Annotated in this window: 18 protein-coding genes and 1 pseudogene; 1 reads left to right on the top strand and 18 read right to left on the bottom strand. The window is 41.6% G+C overall.

Features of this window, described 5'->3' with window-relative positions; genetic code table 11:
- Positions 1-2: 2 nt before the first annotated feature.
- The 3 genes from prfA to MKY45_RS20705 form a co-directional block, all read right to left on the bottom strand.
- Positions 3-1,073 (bottom strand): peptide chain release factor 1, encoded by a 1,071-nt coding sequence (prfA, locus tag MKY45_RS20695; RefSeq protein ID WP_042529476.1) that lies wholly within the window; start codon positions 1,071-1,073, stop codon positions 3-5.
- Between the two features lie 257 nt (positions 1,074-1,330).
- Positions 1,331-1,585, bottom strand: a complete 255-nt coding sequence (locus MKY45_RS20700) for a hypothetical protein (RefSeq protein ID WP_042529474.1) — start codon at positions 1,583-1,585, stop codon at positions 1,331-1,333.
- A 320-nt stretch (positions 1,586-1,905) separates the two neighbouring features.
- Complete coding sequence (locus MKY45_RS20705) at positions 1,906-2,316, bottom strand: hypothetical protein (RefSeq protein ID WP_042529472.1); 411 nt, start codon at positions 2,314-2,316, stop codon at positions 1,906-1,908.
- Positions 2,317-2,451: 135 nt separating this feature from the next.
- Here MKY45_RS20705 and MKY45_RS20710 point away from each other — a divergent pair.
- Positions 2,452-3,522, top strand: a pseudogene (locus tag MKY45_RS20710) (RNA-guided endonuclease InsQ/TnpB family protein); the annotation flags it as partial.
- Positions 3,523-3,892: 370 nt separating this feature from the next.
- Here MKY45_RS20710 and MKY45_RS20715 read toward each other — a convergent pair.
- From MKY45_RS20715 to MKY45_RS20785, 15 genes are all read right to left on the bottom strand, one after another.
- A complete protein-coding gene (locus tag MKY45_RS20715) occupies positions 3,893-4,516 on the bottom strand; it encodes a thymidine kinase (protein WP_042529470.1) in 624 nt (207 codons plus the stop codon).
- Positions 4,517-4,738: 222 nt separating this feature from the next.
- Positions 4,739-4,984, bottom strand: coding sequence for a type B 50S ribosomal protein L31 (locus MKY45_RS20720; RefSeq protein ID WP_042529468.1), 246 nt, complete (start codon positions 4,982-4,984; stop codon positions 4,739-4,741).
- Between the two features lie 162 nt (positions 4,985-5,146).
- Positions 5,147-6,430 carry a transcription termination factor Rho gene (gene rho, locus MKY45_RS20725; RefSeq protein ID WP_042529466.1) on the bottom strand — a complete coding sequence of 428 codons (1,284 nt, stop codon included), beginning with the start codon at positions 6,428-6,430 and terminating at the stop codon, positions 5,147-5,149.
- A 1,048-nt stretch (positions 6,431-7,478) separates the two neighbouring features.
- Positions 7,479-8,765: a UDP-N-acetylglucosamine 1-carboxyvinyltransferase gene (locus MKY45_RS20730; protein ID WP_042529464.1), complete on the bottom strand. Its 1,287-nt coding sequence runs from the start codon at positions 8,763-8,765 to the stop codon at positions 7,479-7,481.
- Between the two features lie 112 nt (positions 8,766-8,877).
- Positions 8,878-9,519, bottom strand: a complete 642-nt coding sequence (fsa, locus tag MKY45_RS20735; RefSeq protein ID WP_042529462.1) for a fructose-6-phosphate aldolase — start codon at positions 9,517-9,519, stop codon at positions 8,878-8,880.
- Between the two features lie 131 nt (positions 9,520-9,650).
- Positions 9,651-10,505, bottom strand: coding sequence for a class II fructose-1,6-bisphosphate aldolase (fba, locus tag MKY45_RS20740; RefSeq protein ID WP_042529460.1), 855 nt, complete (start codon positions 10,503-10,505; stop codon positions 9,651-9,653).
- A gap of 102 nt (positions 10,506-10,607) precedes the next feature.
- Positions 10,608-10,973 carry a response regulator gene (locus MKY45_RS20745; RefSeq protein ID WP_042529458.1) on the bottom strand — a complete coding sequence of 122 codons (366 nt, stop codon included), beginning with the start codon at positions 10,971-10,973 and terminating at the stop codon, positions 10,608-10,610.
- Positions 10,974-11,540: 567 nt separating this feature from the next.
- Positions 11,541-13,145, bottom strand: a complete 1,605-nt coding sequence (locus tag MKY45_RS20750; protein WP_042529456.1) for a CTP synthase — start codon at positions 13,143-13,145, stop codon at positions 11,541-11,543.
- A gap of 441 nt (positions 13,146-13,586) precedes the next feature.
- On the bottom strand, positions 13,587-14,087 hold the full coding sequence (gene rpoE / locus MKY45_RS20755; RefSeq protein WP_193064710.1) for a DNA-directed RNA polymerase subunit delta: 501 nt from the start codon (positions 14,085-14,087) through the stop codon (positions 13,587-13,589).
- 675 nt (positions 14,088-14,762) lie between these two features.
- The gene (gene icmF, locus MKY45_RS20760) at positions 14,763-17,993 is read right to left on the bottom strand and encodes a fused isobutyryl-CoA mutase/GTPase IcmF (RefSeq protein WP_341173364.1); all 3,231 of its coding nucleotides are present in this window, start codon (positions 17,991-17,993) and stop codon (positions 14,763-14,765) included.
- Between the two features lie 59 nt (positions 17,994-18,052).
- The gene (locus tag MKY45_RS20765) at positions 18,053-18,658 is read right to left on the bottom strand and encodes a TetR/AcrR family transcriptional regulator (RefSeq protein WP_042529447.1); all 606 of its coding nucleotides are present in this window, start codon (positions 18,656-18,658) and stop codon (positions 18,053-18,055) included.
- Between the two features lie 32 nt (positions 18,659-18,690).
- A complete protein-coding gene (locus MKY45_RS20770; protein ID WP_193064713.1) occupies positions 18,691-19,830 on the bottom strand; it encodes an acyl-CoA dehydrogenase in 1,140 nt (379 codons plus the stop codon).
- 2 nt (positions 19,831-19,832) lie between these two features.
- A complete protein-coding gene (locus tag MKY45_RS20775) occupies positions 19,833-20,975 on the bottom strand; it encodes an acyl-CoA dehydrogenase (RefSeq protein ID WP_445667630.1) in 1,143 nt (380 codons plus the stop codon).
- An 11-nt stretch (positions 20,976-20,986) separates the two neighbouring features.
- Positions 20,987-21,844 (bottom strand): 3-hydroxyacyl-CoA dehydrogenase family protein, encoded by an 858-nt coding sequence (locus MKY45_RS20780; protein WP_256705224.1) that lies wholly within the window; start codon positions 21,842-21,844, stop codon positions 20,987-20,989.
- Between the two features lie 45 nt (positions 21,845-21,889).
- Positions 21,890-23,083 (bottom strand): acetyl-CoA C-acetyltransferase, encoded by a 1,194-nt coding sequence (locus MKY45_RS20785; RefSeq protein WP_256705225.1) that lies wholly within the window; start codon positions 23,081-23,083, stop codon positions 21,890-21,892.
- Positions 23,084-23,151 lie beyond the last annotated feature (68 nt).

The following is a 23,151-nucleotide window of genomic DNA, read 5'->3' on the forward strand; positions in this document are numbered from 1 at the left end:
GATTATTCCCCAATCTGCTCTAATTTTTTCGCTTGCTCTTCCATGACAAGCGCATCGATAAACTCATCCAGCTTGCCCTGCATAATCTGGTCCAGCTTTTGAATGGTCAAACCGATCCGATGGTCTGTCACACGGTTCTGTGGATAGTTATACGTACGGATACGCTCTGAGCGGTCTCCTGTACCAACCGCTGATTTACGATTTTCATCATATTCTGCTTGTGCTTCCTGCTGGAATTTATCATAAATACGAGCCCGTAATACTTTCATTGCTTTTTCTTTATTCTTAATCTGTGATTTTTCATCCTGAATCGATACCACAATCCCAGTAGGCTCATGCGTTAAACGTACTGCTGACATCGTCGTATTTACGCTTTGTCCCCCCGGTCCGCTGGAAGCAAAGGTATCCACACGAATATCCTTCTCATGGACATCTATCTCTACCTCTTCCGCTTCAGGCAGCACCGCAACAGTTGCAGTGGATGTATGAATCCGTCCGCCAGACTCTGTTTCCGGAACACGCTGTACGCGATGGGCGCCATTTTCATACTTCAGTTTCGAATAAACGTCTGATCCATTGATCATAAAGATGATTTCTTTATAACCGCCAACGCCTGTGGAGCTAGCCTCCATCACATCGATTTTCCAGCCCTGCGCTTCTGCATAACGAGAGTACATCCGATATAAATCACCTGCAAATAAAGCAGCTTCATCTCCCCCGGCAGCACCGCGAATTTCCATAATAACGTTCTTATCATCATTCGGGTCTTTAGGAAGCAGGAGAATCTTCATTTGTTCCTCCAACTCTTCTTTTCTGGACGATAATTCAGATACTTCCATCTTCGCCATTTCCAGCATTTCATTATCTGATTCATCTTCCAGCATTTCTTTCGCATCTGCCAGTTGTGATGTAACTTCTCTATACTCACGGTGAGCCTGGACAACGTCCTCCAGTCCAGCCTGCTCTTTCGAATACTCACGCAGCTTTTTTGTATCACTGATTACTTCCGGGTCACTTAACATTTCATTTAATTTATTATACCGATCTTCTAGTGCTTGCAAACGATCTAACACAAGAATACACCTCTTTCTCCATAACAGTCTTATTATATTATAAGGGAGCATCCGGGTCAATTGCACACCAGATGAGCAGTAATGGCAGGGTTGCCGATAAACAAAAAAATACCCATAAACTCGGCACGTTTTATACATGACCTGTCTATAGGCATTCTTTCTTGATTTCTTCTTTATTTAATTTAATATACAGCATCCGCTTATTTTCCCTTCCAATTCCGTATCTTTCTAAAAAGAAAAGTTTATTTTTTTAACCTTTATCTGATACTTATTTCTTTTTTCTGCATGATATTGGGATTTTTCCGGCTTGTATGAAGCACATATACCTCTCTTCCTAAATTGTATCGGTGAATCTCCTGACAAATTTTCATTGCCTCTGGAGAGTTGGAGAATTTTTTCAAAGGGTCCATGTCTTCTAAAATACGTTCACTGTGCTCATTAGTATGCGCCTGAACTACTTCAATTAAAACCCATTGTTCCGGAAATGCGTCGCGCACTTCTTCCCATTTCAATGTATTCACCTCCAGAATGATACATAGTATATTTATATTGTATCATGAGAAGGAATAGCGTAATAGCACTTGTGCAAAAATTACGATAACTTTCACAATTTCTTTGAAAAAGAATTTGTCCAGAAAGAAGACCCTTTTTATCAAAAAGAAACCCAAGCTAATTTGGATTTCTTTTGTGGTATACGAATCTGATGTAAAATATTGCACCTGCAATTATCGTATTGTTATTTATTTTTTTAATAAATGTTACCTTTTCCTCCGCCTGTATTATTCATCAGCCTTACTCCTATAACAACGTTTTAAAAAACGGCCAAGCGTTATCACATCCGTACAATAACAGCTCCGCCGCCACTTCCTTGAATACATTTGGTATCTTCTTGCTCATGCATAAATTGCAGCAGTCGATTGTTCTGTGCAATCAAGTAGTTAAGCTGCTCCAGCTGGCTTCTTAAATCCATCATCATCTGCATCATGTATTGCATATCCGGTGATGCATCATGATAAGAAGCGGAATGGGCTTTATATAGATTGCTTCCCGGTCTTTGGCTGGCTGTATCCTGAACAGGAAGTTCATAGCCTGATCCATAGTTATCACCTTGTATTTGCGTTTCCACACCTGCGTCCTGTGCGCTATTGCTCCGTTGGCTCTGATATTCCTTTTGCCGGGTATACCCTCCCTGATTTTGACGATAAGGGTGCCAGCCGGGCGAATAGGGATAGTGAAAAGACATCCGTTAACCTCCTCTCATCCTATATCCAGTGTATTTGCCCGTTCTTTCCATGTGTGCAACGACCTGAAATTGATTAATTAGCCCGATTTGTGAATTATTTTTCCTCAATAATATTAGGATTCTGACGGTTAGTATGAAGAACAGGAAAAAGCCAAATCAGAACAAACGGAAATCAAATGTCATTTATTTGAGATGGCCTCTAAGGATCATCCATATATCCCGTACCCTTTTTTGAATGCTTTGTTTAAATCGATGAAACAGAACGATTATCAATCCTTACCGATTCAATCGAGTCAAGGCATTATGAAAATGGTCTTTCAAAATTGGATATCTTTTTATGGCAGCTTACGGGAGTATAAAAAGAATCCCGTAAAATTTAAAGCACGTCCTAGAATACCAGGATATTGTCGTTCCAAAGAAAAAGAAATAACCTTTTCCAATCAGGATTGTATGGTAAAAGATAATAAATTCTTGAAGTTCCCTAAAACAAAAGCACGCCTGAATATAGGGAAGTTAGGTTATTCGGAAGGAAGGCTCAAACAAGTTCGAATCGTTCCCAAGTACGGTCAATATGTCGTGGAATTAATTTTTCAAGTTCATGCAGAAGCAAAGTGGAAAGAATCCAAGAACCGTTTTTTATCTGTTGATTTAGGTATGGATAATCTTGCAACCATTGTCACGAACACAGGCAAAAGGCCAGTTTTAGTGAAAGGCAAAAATATCAAATCCGTCAATCAACGCTATAATCAGCTAAAAGCCTATTATACAGGGATCTTCCGTCAAGGAAAAAATACAAACGAGGGGCCGTTTACATCCAAACGTTTGGAGAAAATCAGCCAAAAACGATTTCTTCAAATCAAAGATCTCTTTCATAAAGCCAGTTTTCAAATCGTGAAAATCGCCTTGGAAGAGGATATTGGTACCATCATCATCGGGCAAAATAAAGACTGGAAACAACACGCCGCTATAGGAAAAAGGAATAACCAATCTTTTACAGCTATCCCGCACAGCCTGCTTATTCAAATGATCACATACGAAGCAGAAAAGCATGGGATAACGGTGATGTTGACAGAAGAATCTTATACGTCGAAAGCAAGTTTTCTTGATAACGATGAAATCCCTATTTATGACCAAAAGAGTCAAAGCGTTGTATTTTCAGGGAAGCGTATCAAACGCGGGCTTTACCTTTCGAAAATGCGTTTACTATGTATCATGATTATACCAAGAATTATTACACTTCCATTTCGATACATGCTTATATATGTAAGAAGAAATTTCGTTAAATTATTCCAACTCCATTTACCACAATATAACTGAATGTTTGGCGTTCACTCCAAAATAAGTAAAATATCATTTTTAAACAGGAAATCCAACAACAAGTACCAACACGATTCACTCAACTGCCAATGGTTTTAATTGGGTAAGTAATCGCAAAAGCCATTCTATGGAAGAGAGTAATCAATGCGCCTTTCTCCAACTCTAACCTAATCTTGCAAGGTGGCGAGGAGGAATCTCAACAAAATGAGGTTTCATTATATAAAAAACTGCCGAATATATAGATTCGGCAGTTTTCGTATTAACTATTTGCTTGTTTTACAACATTTTGTGCTACATTTACTTCTGGTTTATTAGGTACTTCATGATGATGACGGCAGCGCGGTTCATAGGATTCTGAAGCTCCTACCAGAATGACAGGGTCATCGTAGGAAGCAGGTTTTCCATCAATCAGCCGCTGCGTTCTGCTGGCAGGCGAACCGCATAATGGACAGATGGCGTTTAATTTCGTCACCGATTCCGATAAAGCCATCAGCTGCGGTACGGGTTCAAAAGGAACCCCACGAAAATCCATATCCAGGCCGGCAACAATGACACGGATATCCCGGCGAACAAGCTCCTCGATGACATCAATGACATTGTTATTGAAAAATTGCACTTCATCAATCGCCACAATCTCTACATCGGGCTTTATTTCCTCTAAAATTTCAGCCGCATCCTTGATTGATTTTGCAATAGTAGTTCTGCCATCATGAGAAACAACTGCTGTTTCATCATAACGGTTATCAATAGCCGGTTTAAATACACATACATCTAGATGCGCATACGTTGCTCTTCTGACACGACGTATTAATTCTTCTGATTTCCCGGAAAACATGCTTCCGCAAATTAATTCTACCCAGCCATTTCGCTTCATTATATGCATTTGGAGAAACTCCTCTCGCGAATAAGTATAACTATTTTTAATGAGAAGCTCAGGCAGCACTCTCAACTATCTTCTATTATATGATAAATGAAAAAAACTTATTTTTCATATTTTATCTCATTAAAAGTAAAAAAACAGGCAAAATGAGACATTTTGCCTGTCCTTTCCAAATTCCATTCCTTATAAAAATTCTTTTTAACCGATAGACGGTTCATCAGAAAATTAGTTAAGGTTATATTTTTTCTTAAAGCGATCCACACGGCCGCCGACTTTGTCAGCTTTTTGCTTACCAGTGTAGAATGGATGTGAATCAGAGCTGATTTCAACTTTTAATAGAGGGTATGTGTTTCCATCTTCCCACTCAATTGTTTCGTCTGATTCTTTTGTAGATCCGCTTAAGAACTTGTAATTCGTGCTAGTATCAAGAAAAACTACTTTTCTGTACTCTGGATGAATTTCCTTTTTCATGTTCTTCTACTCCTTTTTGCCCTGAGTCCCTTGGAAACAGAGTTATTCGAAGAGTCGTTCGCGATGCAATGCACCCTACCTAAACTCACATAGAAAGATTATAACAGTGTATAGAATGAAATGCAATAGAAGTTATTAACAAAAGACAAGATGCATCTGATTCTATTGACGATTCATTCCTTTTCGTTTCATTTCTTCGTCCATCAGCTGCAGGAATTCTTCATTATTCTTAGAATTCTTCATCCGTTTTAAGAAGCGGTCTAAGAAATCATTGGAATCCTGCATGGTTTTCCGCAGCAGCCACATTTTATCTAAATGTGCTTTATCTACCAAGAGCTCTTCTTTACGGGTTCCTGAACGCAGAATATCGATAGCAGGGAAGATTCGGCGGTCTGCAAGATGACGATTCAGGTGCAGCTCCATATTCCCTGTTCCTTTAAATTCTTCATAAATCACATCATCCATACGTGAACCGGTGTCTACCAGCGCTGTCGCTAAAATGGTAAAGCTGCCGCCTTCTTCAATATTTCTTGCCGCACCAAAGAATCGCTTTGGACGGTGGAAGGCTGCCGGATCGATACCGCCGGATAAGGTACGTCCGCTTGGAGGAATAACTAAGTTATACGCCCGGGCCAAGCGTGTAATGCTATCCATCAGAACGATGACATCACGCTTGTGCTCGACAAGACGCATAGCACGCTCTAACACAAGCTCCGACACTTTGATATGGCTCTCAGGAACTTCGTCAAAAGTAGAGGAAACGACATCAACGTCCGGACCTACAGAACGTTCAATATCGGTTACTTCCTCTGGACGCTCATCCACCAGTAGAATAATCAGTTTGGCATGCGGATGGTTTTGAGAGATGCTGTTTGCAATTTCTTTAATCAGCATCGTTTTCCCAGCTTTTGGCGGCGCGACAATCAAACCGCGCTGTCCAAAACCGACTGGTGTCATTAAATCCATAATACGTGTAGATAACTGGTTTGTTTCTGTTTCTAATCTGATTGGCCGATTTGGGTAAAGTGCTGTTAAAGCTGGAAAATGGACACGTTCTTTGGAAGAATCCGGGTCTTCATCATTCACTGCATCGACATGCAACAGACCGTAATAACGTTCGTTTTCCTTTGGCGGACGTACCTTTCCGGATACTTTATCTCCATTTCTCAAATCAAAACGACGGATTTGGGAAGCAGAGATATAGATATCCTCTGCACTTGGAGAATAGTTGATTGGACGCAGGAAACCAAATCCTTCAGAAGGAATAATTTCTAAGATTCCATCCATAAATAAAAATCCATCTTTTTCCGCCTGCGCTTTTAATATTGCAAAAATTAGCTCTTTCTTTGTCAGCTTTGCGTAATATGAAATTTTATAATCTTTCGCAAGTGCATAAATCTCTTTTAACGTCATTGTCTCTAAACTAGAGATTGTCAGTGTTGCCATTAAATCACCACGCCTGTTCTAGGTTCTTTTATATATTTTAATAGGACGAATAAACATTGTCCCATCTTTTCATACAGCTTCTGTATTTTATGATAAATAATTTGATGGAGTACACCATCTCTATCTTTCTCCATAGCTGATCGTTTGGTTACCTATTGCTGTCTTATCGTGTATACGCTTCATTAGAATTTCATCCGCTAAAGATTTTAATCAAATGGAGAAAAAACGGATGATTGATTCGTTGACAGCTTATCATTCGTTTCCTATTTTTCGGAAACGATATGTATCTGGTATTATTTTTAAATCTTTCTAACTTCCTTTTTCATCTATCATCGTCTTGACTGTAAAAGTACCATTTTCGTCATGGTATGCAAAACGGATTTCCTTATAATGATATGGAAGGAGTACTAAGAAGACCTGCTCCGGCTGAGAGAAGCAGTTAGAAGCTGTGATATTGCTGCAGATGTCTGGAGATAACAGACACAATCCATGTTATTTATTAGACTGACAGTACTTTTCAGGAAGGCGGGTCATCAGAGTTGCGTATTTTGGTAAGAATACGATATCTCTGTAAAATGAAACTTCCTTTTCTATTTCCCTGTCAGACTTTTATCAAATTGCTTGGTTTGACTAAACATCTATTATCATACTCTTTTACGAATAAAGATTCAATAGACTTTTTTGTCAAAAATAGAGGAATTTTATCATGTTAACTATGACTTTTATCTATGATTCTGAAGTTATCGAAAATGTACTCATCTTGCAGGCTTTTTCGACAATAGAAGTTATTTGAGGACAGGTGTATCTTTTCTATCACTGCGTTTAAAAATATTCAGGAAAACGATACATCGATAAGAAGTATTTGCCAGGCCGCCCGAATACCTCAAAACATGCTATATAATAAAAGAGAAGGAAGCCGCTTCTCTTTTAGAGGATGTTTAAAAAGCAAATAAAAGGACTTGCCGGCTTAAATTACAGCAGTTGGAGGATGGCCCCCGCGCTGTAAAAATTCGATGTGTCCTTTTATTCCGCTTTTTAACCGTCTCTTTTACGTATTCTGATCTTGGTAAATTTCTGATTCAGTCATTTCTTCCCGCCAAATGGTTGCTCCGAGAGAAGAAAGCTTGTCCGTCAAATTCTCATAGCCGCGGTCAATATGATCCAAACCGGTAATCTCCGTTACGCCATTTGCAAGAAGTCCGGCAATTACCAGAGCTGCTCCGGCACGAAGGTCACTGGCTTTTACCTTTGCACCTTCTAATTGAGTCGGACCAGAAACAATCACGGATCCGCCCTCCACTTTTATTTCCGCATTCATCCGGCGGAGCTCATCAATATGCTTTAATCGTGCAGAATAAATGGTATCGATAATCACACCAGAATACCCCGCTTGTGTTAATAGTGTTGTAAGCGGCTGCTGCAGGTCAGTCGGAAAGCCAGGATAAACCAATGTCTTGATATCCACACTGCTTAATGATTTTGTTCTGGCAACATATAATTGGTCATTGTGTGATTCAATATTTACATTCATTTCCCGCAGTTTTGCAATCAATGATTCCATATGCTGCGGAATAACATTGTCAATAATCACTTCTTTCCCCATTGCAGCGGCTGCAATAGCATACGTACCCGCTTCAATACGGTCAGGAATAATGGTATGCGTACAACCATGTAAGGAAGGAACCCCGTCGATACGAATCACATCTGTTCCAACACCTTTGATTTTGGCACCCATATTGGTTAATAGCGTCGCAACATCAATAATCTCGGGTTCTTTTGCAGCATTTTCAATGATTGTTTGTCCTTTTGCCTTTACCGCGGCCAGCATAATATTAATGGTAGCCCCAACACTGACGACATCCAAATAAATGCGTGCACCGCGCAGCTCTTTGGCACGTAAATAAATCGCACCCTGCTCATTTGTCACCTCAGCACCTAATGCTTCAAATCCTTTAATATGCTGGTCTATTGGGCGCGGCCCCAGGTAGCAGCCTCCAGGCAAACCAATAACTGCTTTATTAAATTTTCCAAGCATGGCACCCATGAAATAATAGGATGCACGTAATTTTTTGACTCTTCCGTTCGGCAATGGCATGGCAATCATTTTCTCTGGATGGATCGTCATGTCCTGACCATCCCGGGATACTGTCCCGCCAATTTCTTCTAACAGCTGACCTAACGTATCTACATCCGAAATATCCGGCAATCCTTCAATCGTTACTGTAGAATCTGCAAGAATAGCTGCAGGCAATAAAGCTACTGCACTATTTTTTGCACCGCTGATATGAACTTCTCCAGATAATTCATGCCCACCCTCAATTAATAACTTTTGCATGTAAAAACCTCGTTCCTATGGAAGTTATGATCCACAAGTTGTTTTTGTTTATTCAGATGCATATCATCTTTACCCTTTTCTTATTGTCTGTCTTTTTTCCAACTCTATGCAATTATTTTTGATTATTCCAGTCTGCTAAGAATTTTTCAATTCCCTGATCCGTTAATGGATGCTTGACTAAGGACGACAGAACGTTGAATGGAATGGTTGCAATATGCGCTCCGTTTAATGCAGCATCTGTAACATGAATTGGATGACGGATAGATGCAGCAATGATTTCAGTCTGAATCTGATGACGGTCAAAAATAGCTGCAACATTAGCTATCAATTCCATTCCATCCTGTCCAATATCATCTAATCTTCCCAGGAAAGGAGATACATAGGTTGCTCCAGCACGTGCTGCAAGCAATGCCTGATTCGCATTAAAAATCAATGTCACGTTGGTTTTGATATTTAAATCGCTGAACACCTTAACCGCTTTCAAACCTTCAAGGGTCATCGGTACTTTTACCGTAATATTTGGTGCGATGGCTGCCAGCTCTTTCCCTTCTTCTATCATGCCTTCTGCGTCCTCAGCAATTACTTCTGCACTGACTGATCCAGAAACTTCTTCTGTGATTTCACGCAAGCGGTCATGAAAAGAAACCCCTTCTTTTGCTACAAGGCTTGGGTTGGTTGTAACACCAGCCAGTATCCCAAGCTTATTCGCTTCTTTGATATCTTCAATATTAGCTGTATCAATGAAAAATTTCATTTAGATTACCTCCCTGAGATTTTGCAGCAAAAGCTGCACCATCGGTACAGCTTTTGCCTGATATATTTTTATTGATGTGATTAAAAAGTTTCTTATCTGCTCTTTTTAACACATATTTTTAATGAAATCAATTATGCATTATTAGAAGAACCAAATTCACGCATTTTACCGATTACGGTTTCTTTAATCGCTGCAGTACCTGGTCCTAAATATTTACGCGGATCATATAAATCCGGCTTTTGTGCTAATGTTTCACGAATTGCTTTCGTCTGGGAAATTTGATTCTCTGTATTCACATTGATTTTAGCAGTTCCTAATGAAATTGCTTTTTGAATATCTTTTGTAGGAATTCCTGTACCGCCGTGAAGTACTAATGGCACATTAACTAACTCCAGGATTTCTTTCATTTCTGTGAATCCTAAGTTAGGCTCTCCTTGGTATGGACCATGAACGGAACCTAGTGCTGGCGCCAGGCAATCTACTCCTGCTTCTGTCACAAGACGCAGACATTCTTCTTTATCTGCATAGTTGATTCCGCCGATAACACCATCTTCTTCTCCACCTACAGTACCAACCTCTGCCTCAACAGATACACCATGGATATGAGCAAGTTCAACCACTTTCTTTGTTACTTCGATATTTTCTTCGATCGGTGAGTGCGATCCGTCTATCATGACAGAAGTAAATCCTGCATGGATTGCTTCTGCACAGCTTTTAAAGCTGGACCCGTGATCTAAATGAATGGCAACAGGCACGGTTGTACCATATGAATCCATTAAAGATTTTACCATAGCAACTACGACATTGTAGCCGCCCATATATTTTCCAGCACCCTCAGAAACACCAAGAATTACTGGTGACTTTTCTTCTTGAGCTGCTTGGAGAATACCTTGGATATATTCCAGGTTGTTAATATTAAACTGACCTACTGCATATCCATTTTCTTTTCCTTTTTCGAGCATTTCTTTCATTGATACTAAAGGCATACCAAGTTCCTCCTTCAAATTGTCCGCATGAATTTCTGACAACATTCATTACAATATAAGAATACCAATTTCAAGACTTTATCGCAACAAAGTAGCAGTGATTCATTCGTTTTTCTTCAAAATTTCTTCCACAACATGACATAGTTTTGCAACATTGAATGGCTTCGAAATAATTTCCTCAGGTAAGTTTTCCCCCAGTTCCTGTTTTGCAACTTCCGGCAGTCCAGTAATGATGATAGTTTTTGCTTCTACCCTCATCTGCTTTATTTTTTGCATGACAGCCTTTCCGTTGTAAACAGGGATATGATAATCCAGAACTACCAAATCGCAAGGGGACTCTGATAAATGTTCAACCGCTTCTTTTCCGTTCTTTGCAAGTGAAGTACGATAACCGGCTGTTTGAAAAACTTCTTGAAGCAACATGCGAATTCCTATTTGGTCATCAACAATGAGGATTGATTGTGTCATACTTACCCTCCGATATATTTAATTTTTGTTTTAAATTTAAAATTCGATATATTTATTTAAATTCCTGCTTATTTATATGGATTTGTTTTTTTACCCCCTATTTTAACAAGAATCATTTTACGGCTAAAACTGCAGACCTGATGGCAGTTTCCACCATTCATTTAGATGTGTATTCACAAGCGAAAATTATACACCACCGCTCATCGTTCCTCCCGGCCTTTTGCCAGCCAAAGCAGCCATTGTCTCGATGAGATTCAGCTCCTTTCGCTTTTTTTCAATAAACCTTATTCTTCCAAAAAACAGGGGATAAGATTTACATAACACAATGGTGAATCAGCCGTTTTTTCTCCGGCACTATGGGATAGTATAGATGCAATTGCTTCTGTGATGTATTTCTGCCCACGGAAAATACTTTAACCATACTTTAGCATAGATGTCGAGGAAATTGTTCCTATATTTTATTTTGATAAGCGATTAAAGTACTTATACTTGCTGTTTAACCCAACGTGAATACAAAAAAAGATACTCATCTGTGATAGATGAATATCTCCTTTTTGCTTTTATCATTTATTTTTTATTTTCCACAGCCGCACCGATAAATCCTTTGAACAATCCTTGCGATCTGGTAGGGCGAGAAGTGAACTCCGGATGGAATTGGCAAGCAATAAACCAAGGATGATCCTGAATTTCAATTGTCTCTACAAGGCGTCCATCCGGGCTAGTCCCAGAGAAAACAAGCCCTTTTTCTGCCATTTGCTCCCGATACACATTATTAAATTCATAACGATGACGATGTCTTTCTTCCACTACTTCTGCACCGTCATACGCTTCTTTTGTTTTCGTGCCTTCTGTTAAATGGCATGGATATAATCCAAGACGCAATGTACCGCCTAAGTCTTCAATATCCTTTTGCTCTGGAAGCAGGTCAATAATCGGGTATGGCGTTCCCGGATTAATTTCTGCAGAATGTGCGCCTTCTAAGCCTGCTACGTTTCTGGCAAACTCCACAGTAGCCAGCTGCATGCCTAAGCAAATTCCAAAGAACGGGATTTTGTTTTCACGCGCGTAACGAATCGCATGGATTTTTCCATCGATACCACGGTCACCGAATCCGCCAGGAACGATAACCCCGTCTACTTTCGATAATGCTGTTTCAATCTCCGCTTCTGATAATAATTCAGAGTTGATCCAATGTATATTGACATTCGCATCAAAATCATACCCGGCATGCTTTAAGGATTCGACAACAGAAAGATAAGCGTCAGGAAGTTCTACATATTTCCCGACCAGCCCAATCTCGACTTTTTTAGAAAGGTTACGAACCTTATTAATAAGTTCCTTCCAGTCGTCCATGTCTGCATCTTGGCAATCTAACCCAAAATGGTTGCAAACAATCTGATCCATATTTTGCTCCTGTAAAGCAATAGGAACTTGATACAGCGTATCTGCATCCATCATTTCAATAACCGATTTTTCATTAATGTCACAGAATAAAGCAATCTTTTCTTTCATTTCCTTAGTAATTGCCATTTCGGTACGTAATACAATCACATCTGGCTGGATTCCAAGAGAACGGAGCTCTTTTACACTATGCTGTGTCGGCTTCGTTTTTACTTCGCCTGCAGCTTTAATGTAAGGAACAAGCGTACAGTGGATGTACATCACACTATTCCGGCCAACATCACTTTTAATTTGACGGATAGCTTCTAAGAATGGCAGTGACTCAATATCGCCGACAGTTCCGCCGATTTCTGTAATAACAACATCTGCGCCAGTAGCTTCACCTGCACGGAATACCTGGTCTTTGATTTCATTGGTAATATGCGGAATAACCTGTACTGTTCCGCCAAGGTAATCGCCGTGACGCTCTTTGCGGATGACACTGGAATATACTTTCCCTGTTGTAATATTGCTGTATTTATTTAAGTTGATATCGATAAAGCGTTCATAATGTCCAAGGTCTAAATCTGTTTCAGCGCCATCTTCGGTCACGAATACTTCCCCATGCTGATAAGGACTCATTGTCCCAGGGTCTACGTTGATGTACGGATCAAATTTTTGAATCGTTACTTTTAATCCGCGGTTTTTTAATAAACGTCCTAATGAAGCTGCTGTAATCCCTTTTCCAAGCGATGATACTACGCCGCCAGTTACAAAAATATACTTTGTCACTTGTTCTCATCCTTCTTTCTTTATTTTATGTTATGCATTGATTAAGTGATTCAGGGAGTTAGCGCCCGTTATCTCTCGCCCGAATACATTTATTTTGAGGCGGAAGGTTTACGGAGGCTTCTCCGTGATAAAATTGGCCGTTCTTTGGAATGATTGTCCTGTCCGTAGCATTTACATAGATGGTAAAAGCTATCACACAAAACTATTTCAATTTATTTCTCTATCTAACAAGAAAAGCGTTTCCCCTCTCATCTCTCAGGGGAAACGCTTTGTAATTATATTCAAAGAGCCCAATAAAGATTCTACTGTTAGTCTATGTAAATGTCAAGCACTGAAAAAAACATGTTTTTTTCCTGTCACGTTCCCGCTTTATTACAAAAAGCTGGAGCAAGTCGAATGATGATCAACTTGCCCCAGCTTATCAACTTTGTACATTAATGATTAACGATCGTCTTCATTATCGTAATCTAATTCATCGAGATCGTCCTTGCCGATAACGTCGTCTACTTCATCTTCAATTTCTTCCAGATCCCCATCTTCTACGTCATCATCGAAATCATCCAGCATATCATCGATGTCTTCATCAGTTATGTCTAAATCATCATGGATATCTTCTGTGTCTTCCACTGCAGCTTTCTTCTTTTTCTTACGCTTTTTCGGTTCTTCCGTAATTTCTTCTTCTCCCTGTTCGACCGAATACCAGCTTTTTAGTCCCCATACACCGGAACCTAATGTTAAATAACGTCCGTCAACATTCATGTCTGTATAGAATTGTGCAATCAAATTTTCTTTCTGTTCTTCGGATAAGTTTTTTAACTCTGCTATTTGAGAAAATAAATCTTGAAAAGGGATTGCTTTATTTTTTTCTTTTAGAATGAGGGAACCTAATTCAATCATGGATAAATCGTCAATTTGCTCTTGTGTTAATTCTTTCAAACTCACGCTCATGCACTCCTTTTAGAAAATAATCATACCCATCTATGCTATCAATGATTATTATATATGCTATTTTGAGATCGACACCAAAATCTATGGTTTATAAATAGATGTTATCATGACTCATAGTGACCGCTACGGAAAAACACTACGCTTTCCGTGGGCCCCGAGCTCATCTCCTTTAAAGAAGACTTGCTGATTGGCAAGCCGTCAGGCGCAGACAGAAGCATAGTCGCACTTATGCCCTGCGGGCAGAAAAAAAGAAGTACGCTTTTTTTCTGCGGGGTCTTCCCTCCGCGCTTTCCCACAACGGACAGGACGTCCTAGTGTCGGTCGTTGGTCACAGGACGTAACCGTTCTTAGCCGACCAGGAGTCTCCGTATTTTTCCTCTGGGACTGGGACTGCGATTACTCGTCCCACCGAAAACCATTGCGGTTACTCGCCCCATCAAAACCGTCGCTAGCTAGTATCGCCAACATAATTATTCACTTATATCAACCAATGACTTGGATGAACATCCCCAATTCTTCACAATAAATCTATTTTACATTATAAACACATTTGATTGCAATTATCCAGTGAAAGTTGTTCAGATCTACGCTGGATTTAAACATACCATTTCTTCTGCTTCTAAAGGAGCACGAGCTGGTATTACAAATGCCGAGACGGGTTTCTGGATATTACATGTTCCGTCTGTATTGCCCGCCGACTTCATAGAGTGCTCTGGTGATTTCTCCAAGGCTTGCGTGGCGGACAGTGTGCAGCAGTTCTTGGAAGATGTTTCCGTCTGTTACTGCTGTCTGTTTTAATCGTTTTAGAGCTTCTTCTACATGATCTTTATGCTCTGATTGAAAACGACGCAGTTCATTAATTTGATGCATTTTTTCCTCTTCGGTTGCCCGGGCAAGCTCCATGGAATCAATGTCTTCCTCTGAAGGCGGGTTGGGATTTAAATACGTATTCACCCCTACGATCGGCAATGCTCCCGAATGCTTCTTTCCCTCATAATAAAGCGATTCCTCCTGAATTTTCCCGCGCTGATATTGGCGTTCCATCGCCCCCAGGACACCACCGCGGTCATTCATCTGTTCAAATTCCTGCAGAACCGCTTCCTGCACAAGGTCGGTTAATTCTTCAACAATAAAGGATCCCTGTAAGGAATTCTCATTTTTCGCCAGCCCAAATTCTTTATTAATAATCATCTGAATCGCCATCGCCCGGCGGACAGATTCTTCTGTCGGGGTCGTGATTGCTTCATCATAAGCATTGGTATGCAGGGAATTCGTATTATCCTGAATAGCTAATAATGCTTGCAATGTGGTGCGGATATCATTAAAATCAATCTCCTGCGCATGCAGGGACCGCCCTGAAGTCTGCACATGATACTTCAGCTTTTGGCTGCGTTCATTGGCACCGTATTTTTCCTTCATGGTAATTGCCCAGATTCTTCTCGCTACCCGGCCTATCACGGTATATTCCGGATCTAGCCCATTCGAGAAGAAGAAAGAGAGATTCGGTGCAAATTTATTAATATCCATTCCGCGGCTTAGATAATATTCTACATACGTAAATCCATTTGCTAACGTGAACGCCAGCTGGGTAATCGGATTCGCGCCGGCTTCTGCAATATGATAACCAGATATGGAAACAGAATAATAATTACGTACCTTATTCTCTATAAAATATGCTTGAATATCCCCCATCATCCGCAGGGCAAATTCAGTTGAAAAAATACAGGTATTCTGCCCTTGGTCCTCTTTTAAAATATCTGCCTGCACGGTCCCTCTGATGACAGAAACAGTATCTGTCTTAATTTGACCAAATTCCTCACTGGTTGGCGGCCGTCCCTGCTCCTCGGTAAACTTATCCACCTGCTGGTCAATGGCCGTATTAAAATACATCGCTAAAATAATAGGCGCTGGACCATTGATTGTCATCGAGACAGATGTTAAGGGGTCTGTTAAATCGAAACCGCTATAGAGCTTTTTCATATCCTCTAATGTACAAATGTTTACGCCGCTGTTGCCAACCTTTCCGTAAATATCCGGACGTTCTGCAGGGTCTTCTCCATATAAAGTAACTGAATCAAATGCTGTAGAAAGTCGTTTTGCTTCCTCCCCTTTAGACAGATAATGGAAGCGGCGGTTGGTCCGTTCCGGTGTCCCCTCACCCGCAAATTGTCTGGTCGGATCTTCTCCCTTTCGTTTAAATGGAAATACGCCTGCTGTATAAGGAAAGGCTCCGGGAACATTTTCCCGCATTAACCAATAAAGGCGGTCTCCCCAATCCTGGTATTTCGGCAGCACTACTTTCGGAATCTTTAATCCCGAGAGAGACTCTGTTGTTAAATCCATCGTAATCTCTTTATCTCTTACTTTAAACGTAAAGGTATCCCCAAGATAGCTTTCTTTTAATGTCTCCCAATTTTCCAGCAATTGTCTGGAGTTTCCGTCTAATTGCTGTTCATAGCTTGTAATGATTTGATCCAATGAAGCCGCAATAGCTTCCTCCGCATCTTCCTTAGCTCCGGTTAATCGATAAAGTTTAGAAGCAATTTCCTGCTGCTTCCCGGCGCGCTTATCATAATTCCGGACATAGGAAGCAATCTCCCGTAAATAATGCCTGCGCTCATTCGTAATGATTTGATTTTGCTTTTCGGAGATAACATGACGCGGAAAGGAGACCTCTGCTTCCCACTGATAATCGGCTTTTATCCGGTCAATCAAAGACGCAAACAAAGCATTCGTTCCTTCATCATTAAACTGGCTTGCTATTGTGCCGAAAACAGGAAATCGGCTTTTATCCTCATGAAACAGCATATGGCTGCGTTCGTATTGTTTCCGGACTTGATTCAGCGCATCCTCCGATCCCTTTTGCTCAAATTTATTAATCACAATAAAATCGGCATAATCGATCATATCTATTTTTTCTAATTGCGTCGGCGCCCCAAACTCCGCTGTCATCACATACATGGATAAATCCGTAATATCTGTTACCGCAGCATCACCCTGCCCAATGCCGCTCGTTTCGACAATAATCAGGTCATAGTCTGATGCGCGCACGACATTTATCGCATCCTGAATGGAATCGGAAAGCTCTGTTCCAGAATTTCTGGTCGCCAGCGAGCGCATATACACCCGCTCTGAAAAAATCGCGTTCATACGGATACGGTCACCAAGCAATGCTCCACCTGTTTTTCGTTTGGATGGATCGATAGATAAGATAGCTATTTTCCGCTCTGGAATTTCATTTAAAAAGCGGCGGATAAGTTCATCTGTCAGCGAGCTTTTCCCTGCTCCGCCTGTTCCTGTAATTCCGAGAACAGGGATTTTCTGTTTTTGCTGCTCTGAAAGTTTTTTTAATACCTGCTTTTTCGTTTCTTCCTCCCCATTCTCCATCAAGGTAATGAATTTACCGATTGCTAAGCGATCTCCTTCTTTTAACCGCTCCATATCTTTTTCAATATCAATCGGCGGAAGAAAATCACATTTTTCCAGCATCCGGTCAATCATCCCCTGCAGACCATACTTTCTCCCATCCTCGGGAGAAAAAACCTGAGCTACGCCATAATCATGAAGCTCTTTGATTTCACGGGGGAGAATCGTCCCTCCGCCGCCGCCTAACACTTGAATATGAGCCGCATCCAGTTCTTTCAACAGGTCAATCATATATTTAAAATATTCCACATGCCCGCCCTGATACGATGAGATAGCAATCCCCTGCGCGTCCTCCTGGATTGCTGCGTAGACGACTTCTTCTACGGAACGGTTATGTCCAAGATGAATAACCTCGGCACCGCTCGCCTGCAAAATGCGCCGCATAATATTAATGGAAGCATCATGCCCGTCAAACAGGCTCGATGCCGTTACAAAACGAATAGGATGCTTTGGCGAATAACGTTCTTCTGTCATGCTTATCCCCCTCTTTTAGTCAGCTCTTAACATAGTAAAATCCCTAATCCTCCCTATAGTTACAGCCAGCAATCCACTTGCTTCATCTGCAGCTCGACATACTCATCGAGGGTAAATTCCTTTTGAATGAGCCAGCGGCGGAAACACCACATATGCCCGCTGACGACAATATGATTAGCCAGAAAATGAATTTCTTTCGCACTCCGCTTTTCTTTTAAACAAACATTCAACAATTCCTCCATCATTCCGACAACCTTCTGCTCCTGCCCCAAGACAAATTGACGTTTTTCTTTATTTAATGATTTTGTTTCCTGATAGAGCATTAAAATTTCAGGCTGAATCGTGTCCATAAAGTAAAGATACTGCCGAATCGCCTGACGCAGACTTTCCATTGTCGGATTTTCTACAGAAATCGTTTCTGTCAGCTGATCGCGAACCCGGTCATGCACGAATTCGCAGACGAGAAAAAGCACATCCTCTTTTGTTCTGATATACTCATATAATGTGCCAATGCTGAACCCGGATTCTTTCGCAATTTCTCTGGTCGTTGTACGGTGAAAGCCTTTCTCCTGAAACAGCCGCATGGCGCCTTCAATAATCTGCTTCCGGCGCCGCATCACAAGCTCCTGATCTTTTACAGAAGAGCGGATTTGATCTTCACTCATTTTTTCAGCCTCCTTTTAAAAGAGATTGTGCTTTATTTTGTTACCATCCGCCCAATAACAAGCCGCTGAATTTCATTCGTCCCCTCATAAATTTGCGTTATCTTCGCATCACGCATGTAGCGTTCTACCGGATAGTCTTTTGTATATCCATAGCCGCCGAAAATTTGCACTGCTTCGACGGTAATGCGCATTGCTGCATCTCCTGCAAATAATTTGGACATTGCGGATGCCTTTCCATATGGCTTCCCTGCTGATTCCAGCCATGCTGCCTGATAGGTCAACAGACGGGCTGCTTCAATCTCCGTTGCCATATCCGCCAGTTTAAAAGAGATACCCTGATTTGCTGCGATTGGTTTGCCGAATTGTTCTCTTTCCTTCGCATATGCTGCAGCTGCATCCAGTGCGCCCTGTGCAATTCCTAAAGCTTGTGCAGCAATCCCATTTCTGCCTCCATCTAAGGTCGTCATGGCGATTTTAAAGCCTTCTCCTTCTTCACCCAACACATTTTCAGCTGGAATCCTGCAATTTTCAAAGATTAACTCTGTCGTCGGCGAAGAACGAATGCCCAGCTTCTTTTCCTTCTTGCCAAAGGTAAATCCTTCTGTTCCTTTTTCAACAATAAATGCCGTGATGCCTTTATGTTTTTGATCCGCATCTGTTTTTGCAAAAACGATATAAATATCAGCAACCCCGCCATTGGTAATCCATACTTTGCTGCCATTCAGTATATAATCGCCGCCATCCTTTTTGGCTGTTGTTTTCATGGAGACAACGTCACTGCCCGCCCCCGGCTCAGACAAAGCATAAGCTCCCAACGCTTCTCCCGTTGCAAGACGCTGGAGGAAATGCTGCTTCTGCGCTTCATTTCCATATTTATAGATTGGCCAGCTTGCCAGGGATACGTGGGCAGAAAGGGTAACTCCAGTCGAAGCACAGACACGTGATAATTCCTCTACCGCTATACAATAGCTCAGATAATCCGCGCCGATTCCGCCGTATTCTTCCGGCCAAGGGATACCTGTTAATCCCAGTGCTGCCATCTGATCAAAAATTGCTCTGTCAAACCGCTCTTCTTCATCTCTTTCTGCAGCTGTCGGCTCTACTTCATTTTCAGCAAAATCCCGAACCATTTTCCGAAGCATTTCCTGTTCTTCCGTTAATTGAAAATCCATTCCTATCTCCCCTTCAAAAGCTCTTTGGATATCACAATATGCTGTATTTCATTTGTTCCTTCATAGATTTCCGTTACTTTGGCATCACGAAATAACCTTTCTACCGGATATTCCTTTGTATAGCCGTATCCCCCGTAGATTTGGACCGCTTCAATGGCATTTTGCATAGCCGTTTTCGTTGCTGTCAGCTTTGCCATCGATGTTTCCTTGATACAGGATTGATTCATTTCAATCCGTTTGGCTGCCTGATAGGTTAATAGTTTCGCCGCTTCTACATTGGTTGCCATCTCAGCCAGCTTAAAAGCTATTCCCTGATTGGCTGCAATCGGCTTGCCAAATTGTTCTCTTTCCTTCGCATAAGCAACAGAATAATCTAAAGCTGCTTCGGCAATACCAAGTCCCTGTGCCGCAATCCCGATCCTTCCGATGTTCAAGTTAGCCATCGCAATTTTAAAGCCTTCCCCTTCCATGCCAAGCAGGTTTTCCTGCGGGATACGGCATTGCTCAAAGGTTAATTCCACCGTGCTTGAACCCTTTAAGCCCATCTTCTTTTCATTTTTTCCAATTGACAGACCGGGACTATCCTTTTCCACAATAAAAGCACTGATGTCATTTTTCGATTCACCTGTTCTGGCAAACGTAATAAAGGTATCTGCATATTCGCCATTAGTAATAAATACTTTGGAGCCGTTCAATACATACGTATCATCTACCAGCTTAGCAGTTGTCTTTAACCCGCTTGCATCTGATCCTGAATTCGCTTCTGTCAGAGCAAACGCGCCTAAATATTCGCCAGAAGCAAGCTTCGGAATATATTTTTGTTTCTGCTCCTCTGTTCCGAAATAAAGAATTGGATTGGTGCCGACAGACGTGTGTACCGATAAAATAACACCGACGGTTGCACTAACCTTCGATAATTCATGGATTACCCGGATATAGGAACTGAAATCCATGCCCGCTCCTCCGAACTTCTCCGGGATAGGAATTCCCATTAAGCCGAGCTCCCCCATCTTCTTGATAATTTCTTCAGGAAACCGGTCTTGTTCTTCCATCCGCTCGACTTCGTTTGCAATTTCATCGCGGGCAAAGTCCTGAACCATTTTCACTAACATTTTTTGTTCTTCTGTTTGTGTGATAATCAACATGCACACCCCCTTTAGTCAGTATATGAGTAGAACCCTTTACCCGCCTTCTTCCCAAGTCTTCCTGCCTGCACATACTGTCTCAGGAGCGGACACGGACGATATTTACTGTCTCCAAAGCCTTCATGAAGAATTTCCATAATCGATAAGCAGGTGTCCAAGCCAATGAAATCTGCCAATTGCAGCGGGCCCATCGGATGATTCATCCCCAGCTTCATCACCTGGTCCACATCTTCTATACTGGCAACCCCTTCAAAGACGGTATAGACGGCTTCGTTAATCATTGGCATCAAGATACGGTTGGAAGCAAACCCTGGAAAATCTTTCACTTCCACATCCTGCTTGCCTAATGCTTCCGTCAATTGCTGTACTGTTTGATACGTCACATCACTCGTTTCTAAGCCCCGAATAATTTCAACCAGCTTCATAACAGGAACAGGGTTCATAAAATGCATGCCGATAAATTGTTCTGCCCTGCCAGTAACAGCTGCAATTTCTGTAATCGGCAAGGAGGAGGTATTAGTTGCAAAAAGGCTATGTGCGGGCGCAAGTTCATCCAGCCTGTGGAATACATCTTTTTTTACTTCCAGCTTCTCTACCACTGCTTCAATAATAAAATCTGCTGTGATTGGATCTGCTTCCAGGTCAACAACAAGCTGCAGGCGATTCAATGCCCGCCCCTTTGTATCCGCTTCCATTTTTCCTTTTGCAACATCCTTCTCAAATATCTTTTCAATATACTGCTTTCCTCTTTTCAATGCCTCAATATCCGCATCATACAGCTTCACCTCATAGCCGGAACGGGCAAAAACGAGTGCGATGCCTGCACCCATTTGCCCTGCTCCGATTACCATTACTTCTTTTACAGTCATGATTATACGCTCCTTTTCAAGGGGTTTTAAACTTATCGTTTAAACTCATGCTTCACTTGACGGTACTTCAATTAAAACTGCGTCTCCTTGACCGCCGCCGCTGCAAATCGCTGCAATACCTTTTCCTCCGCCGCGGCGTTTTAATTCATGAATCAAAGTTAAGATAATCCGGTTACCGCTTGCGCCAATTGGATGCCCCAGTGCTACTGCCCCTCCATTGACGTTGATTTTCTCCTCATCAATATCCGCAATTTGCCCGCTTGCCAGTGCAACTACTGCAAATGCTTCATTGATTTCATAAAGATCAATTTCTTCCTTGGATACACCTGTTTTTTCTAGCAGACGATTGATTACTAAGCCCGGTGTTTGCGGAAAGTCTTTTGCTTCCACTGCTACTTCTGCATGACCTAAAATTGTTGCCAGTGGTGTTTTATTTAATTCCTTTGCTTTTTCATCTGACATCACGACGACAGCACTTGCCCCATCGTTTACGCCAGGTGCGTTTCCTGCTGTAATAGTACCGTCCTTATCAAATGCAGGCCGAAGTGTTGCCAGTTTCTCCACCGTGGTTCCTTTTCTTGGCGTTTCATCATCGCTGACCACAATCGGCTCCCCTTTACGAACAGGAATTTCTACAGGAACAATCTCCTCTGCAAATTTCCCTGATTCGATCGCTTCTACTGCCAGCTGCTGGCTCCGGGCTGCCCATTCATCTTGGCGTTCACGTGTTACTTCAAAGGAAGCAGCTGTGTCATTTCCGTAGCTGCCCATGTGGTTTCCTGTAAAAGTACAGGTAAGACCATCATAAATCATTAAATCCTTCACCGTTTTATCGCCCATGCGATTTCCCCACCTGGCATCAGGTAAGAAGTACGGTGCATTACTCATGCTTTCCATTCCGCCGGCTACAATGACATCCTCTTCCCCTAAGCGAATCAATTGATCTGCCAGGGTCACACTGCGTAATCCAGAGGCACATACCTTATTGATTGTTTCCGTTTTCACTTCCCAAGGGACACCCGCTTCTACAGCAGCCTGCCTGGACGGAATTTGCCCCTGTCCGCCCTGCAGAACCGTTCCCATGATTACCTCATCTACATCTGCTCCGTTAAGATCTGCCCGTTCCAATGCTGCTTTAATTGCTTTTGCCCCCAGATTTACCGCGGTTAACGGCGTTAAAGCCCCTCCAAATTTCCCGAAAGGGGTCCGTGCCCCTGAAACAATAACCGATTTTCTCATACGATATAGCCTCCCTTATTTATTCGAACGAACGCTCGTTCAATAGACAGTAGAAAATATAGAGAGGG

Source organism: Oceanobacillus sp. FSL K6-0251, assembly GCF_038004725.1.
GTDB lineage: Bacteria > Bacillota > Bacilli > Bacillales > Amphibacillaceae > Oceanobacillus > Oceanobacillus oncorhynchi.

Bases quoted from the DNA above. Each gene is read 5' to 3' on its own strand.
- MKY45_RS20770 (WP_193064713.1), bottom strand. From the start codon at position 19,830: ATGGATTTTCAATTAACGGAAGAACAGGAAATGCTTCGGAAAATGGTT.
- MKY45_RS20715 (WP_042529470.1), bottom strand. From the start codon at position 4,516: ATGCATATAATGAAGCGAAATGGCTGGGTAGAATTAATTTGCGGAAGC.
- rho (WP_042529466.1), bottom strand. From the start codon at position 6,430: ATGGCAACACTGACAATCTCTAGTTTAGAGACAATGACGTTAAAAGAG.
- icmF (WP_341173364.1), bottom strand. From the start codon at position 17,993: ATGACAGAAGAACGTTATTCGCCAAAGCATCCTATTCGTTTTGTAACG.
- MKY45_RS20730 (WP_042529464.1), bottom strand. From the start codon at position 8,765: ATGCAAAAGTTATTAATTGAGGGTGGGCATGAATTATCTGGAGAAGTT.
- MKY45_RS20785 (WP_256705225.1), bottom strand. From the start codon at position 23,083: ATGAGAAAATCGGTTATTGTTTCAGGGGCACGGACCCCTTTCGGGAAA.
- MKY45_RS20720 (WP_042529468.1), bottom strand. From the start codon at position 4,984: ATGAAAAAGGAAATTCATCCAGAGTACAGAAAAGTAGTTTTTCTTGAT.
- MKY45_RS20775 (WP_445667630.1), bottom strand. From the start codon at position 20,975: ATGTTGATTATCACACAAACAGAAGAACAAAAAATGTTAGTGAAAATG.
- fsa (WP_042529462.1), bottom strand. From the start codon at position 9,519: ATGAAATTTTTCATTGATACAGCTAATATTGAAGATATCAAAGAAGCG.
- MKY45_RS20780 (WP_256705224.1), bottom strand. From the start codon at position 21,844: ATGACTGTAAAAGAAGTAATGGTAATCGGAGCAGGGCAAATGGGTGCA.
- MKY45_RS20745 (WP_042529458.1), bottom strand. From the start codon at position 10,973: ATGACACAATCAATCCTCATTGTTGATGACCAAATAGGAATTCGCATG.
- fba (WP_042529460.1), bottom strand. From the start codon at position 10,505: ATGCCTTTAGTATCAATGAAAGAAATGCTCGAAAAAGGAAAAGAAAAT.
- MKY45_RS20765 (WP_042529447.1), bottom strand. From the start codon at position 18,658: ATGAGTGAAGATCAAATCCGCTCTTCTGTAAAAGATCAGGAGCTTGTG.
- MKY45_RS20705 (WP_042529472.1), bottom strand. From the start codon at position 2,316: ATGTCTTTTCACTATCCCTATTCGCCCGGCTGGCACCCTTATCGTCAA.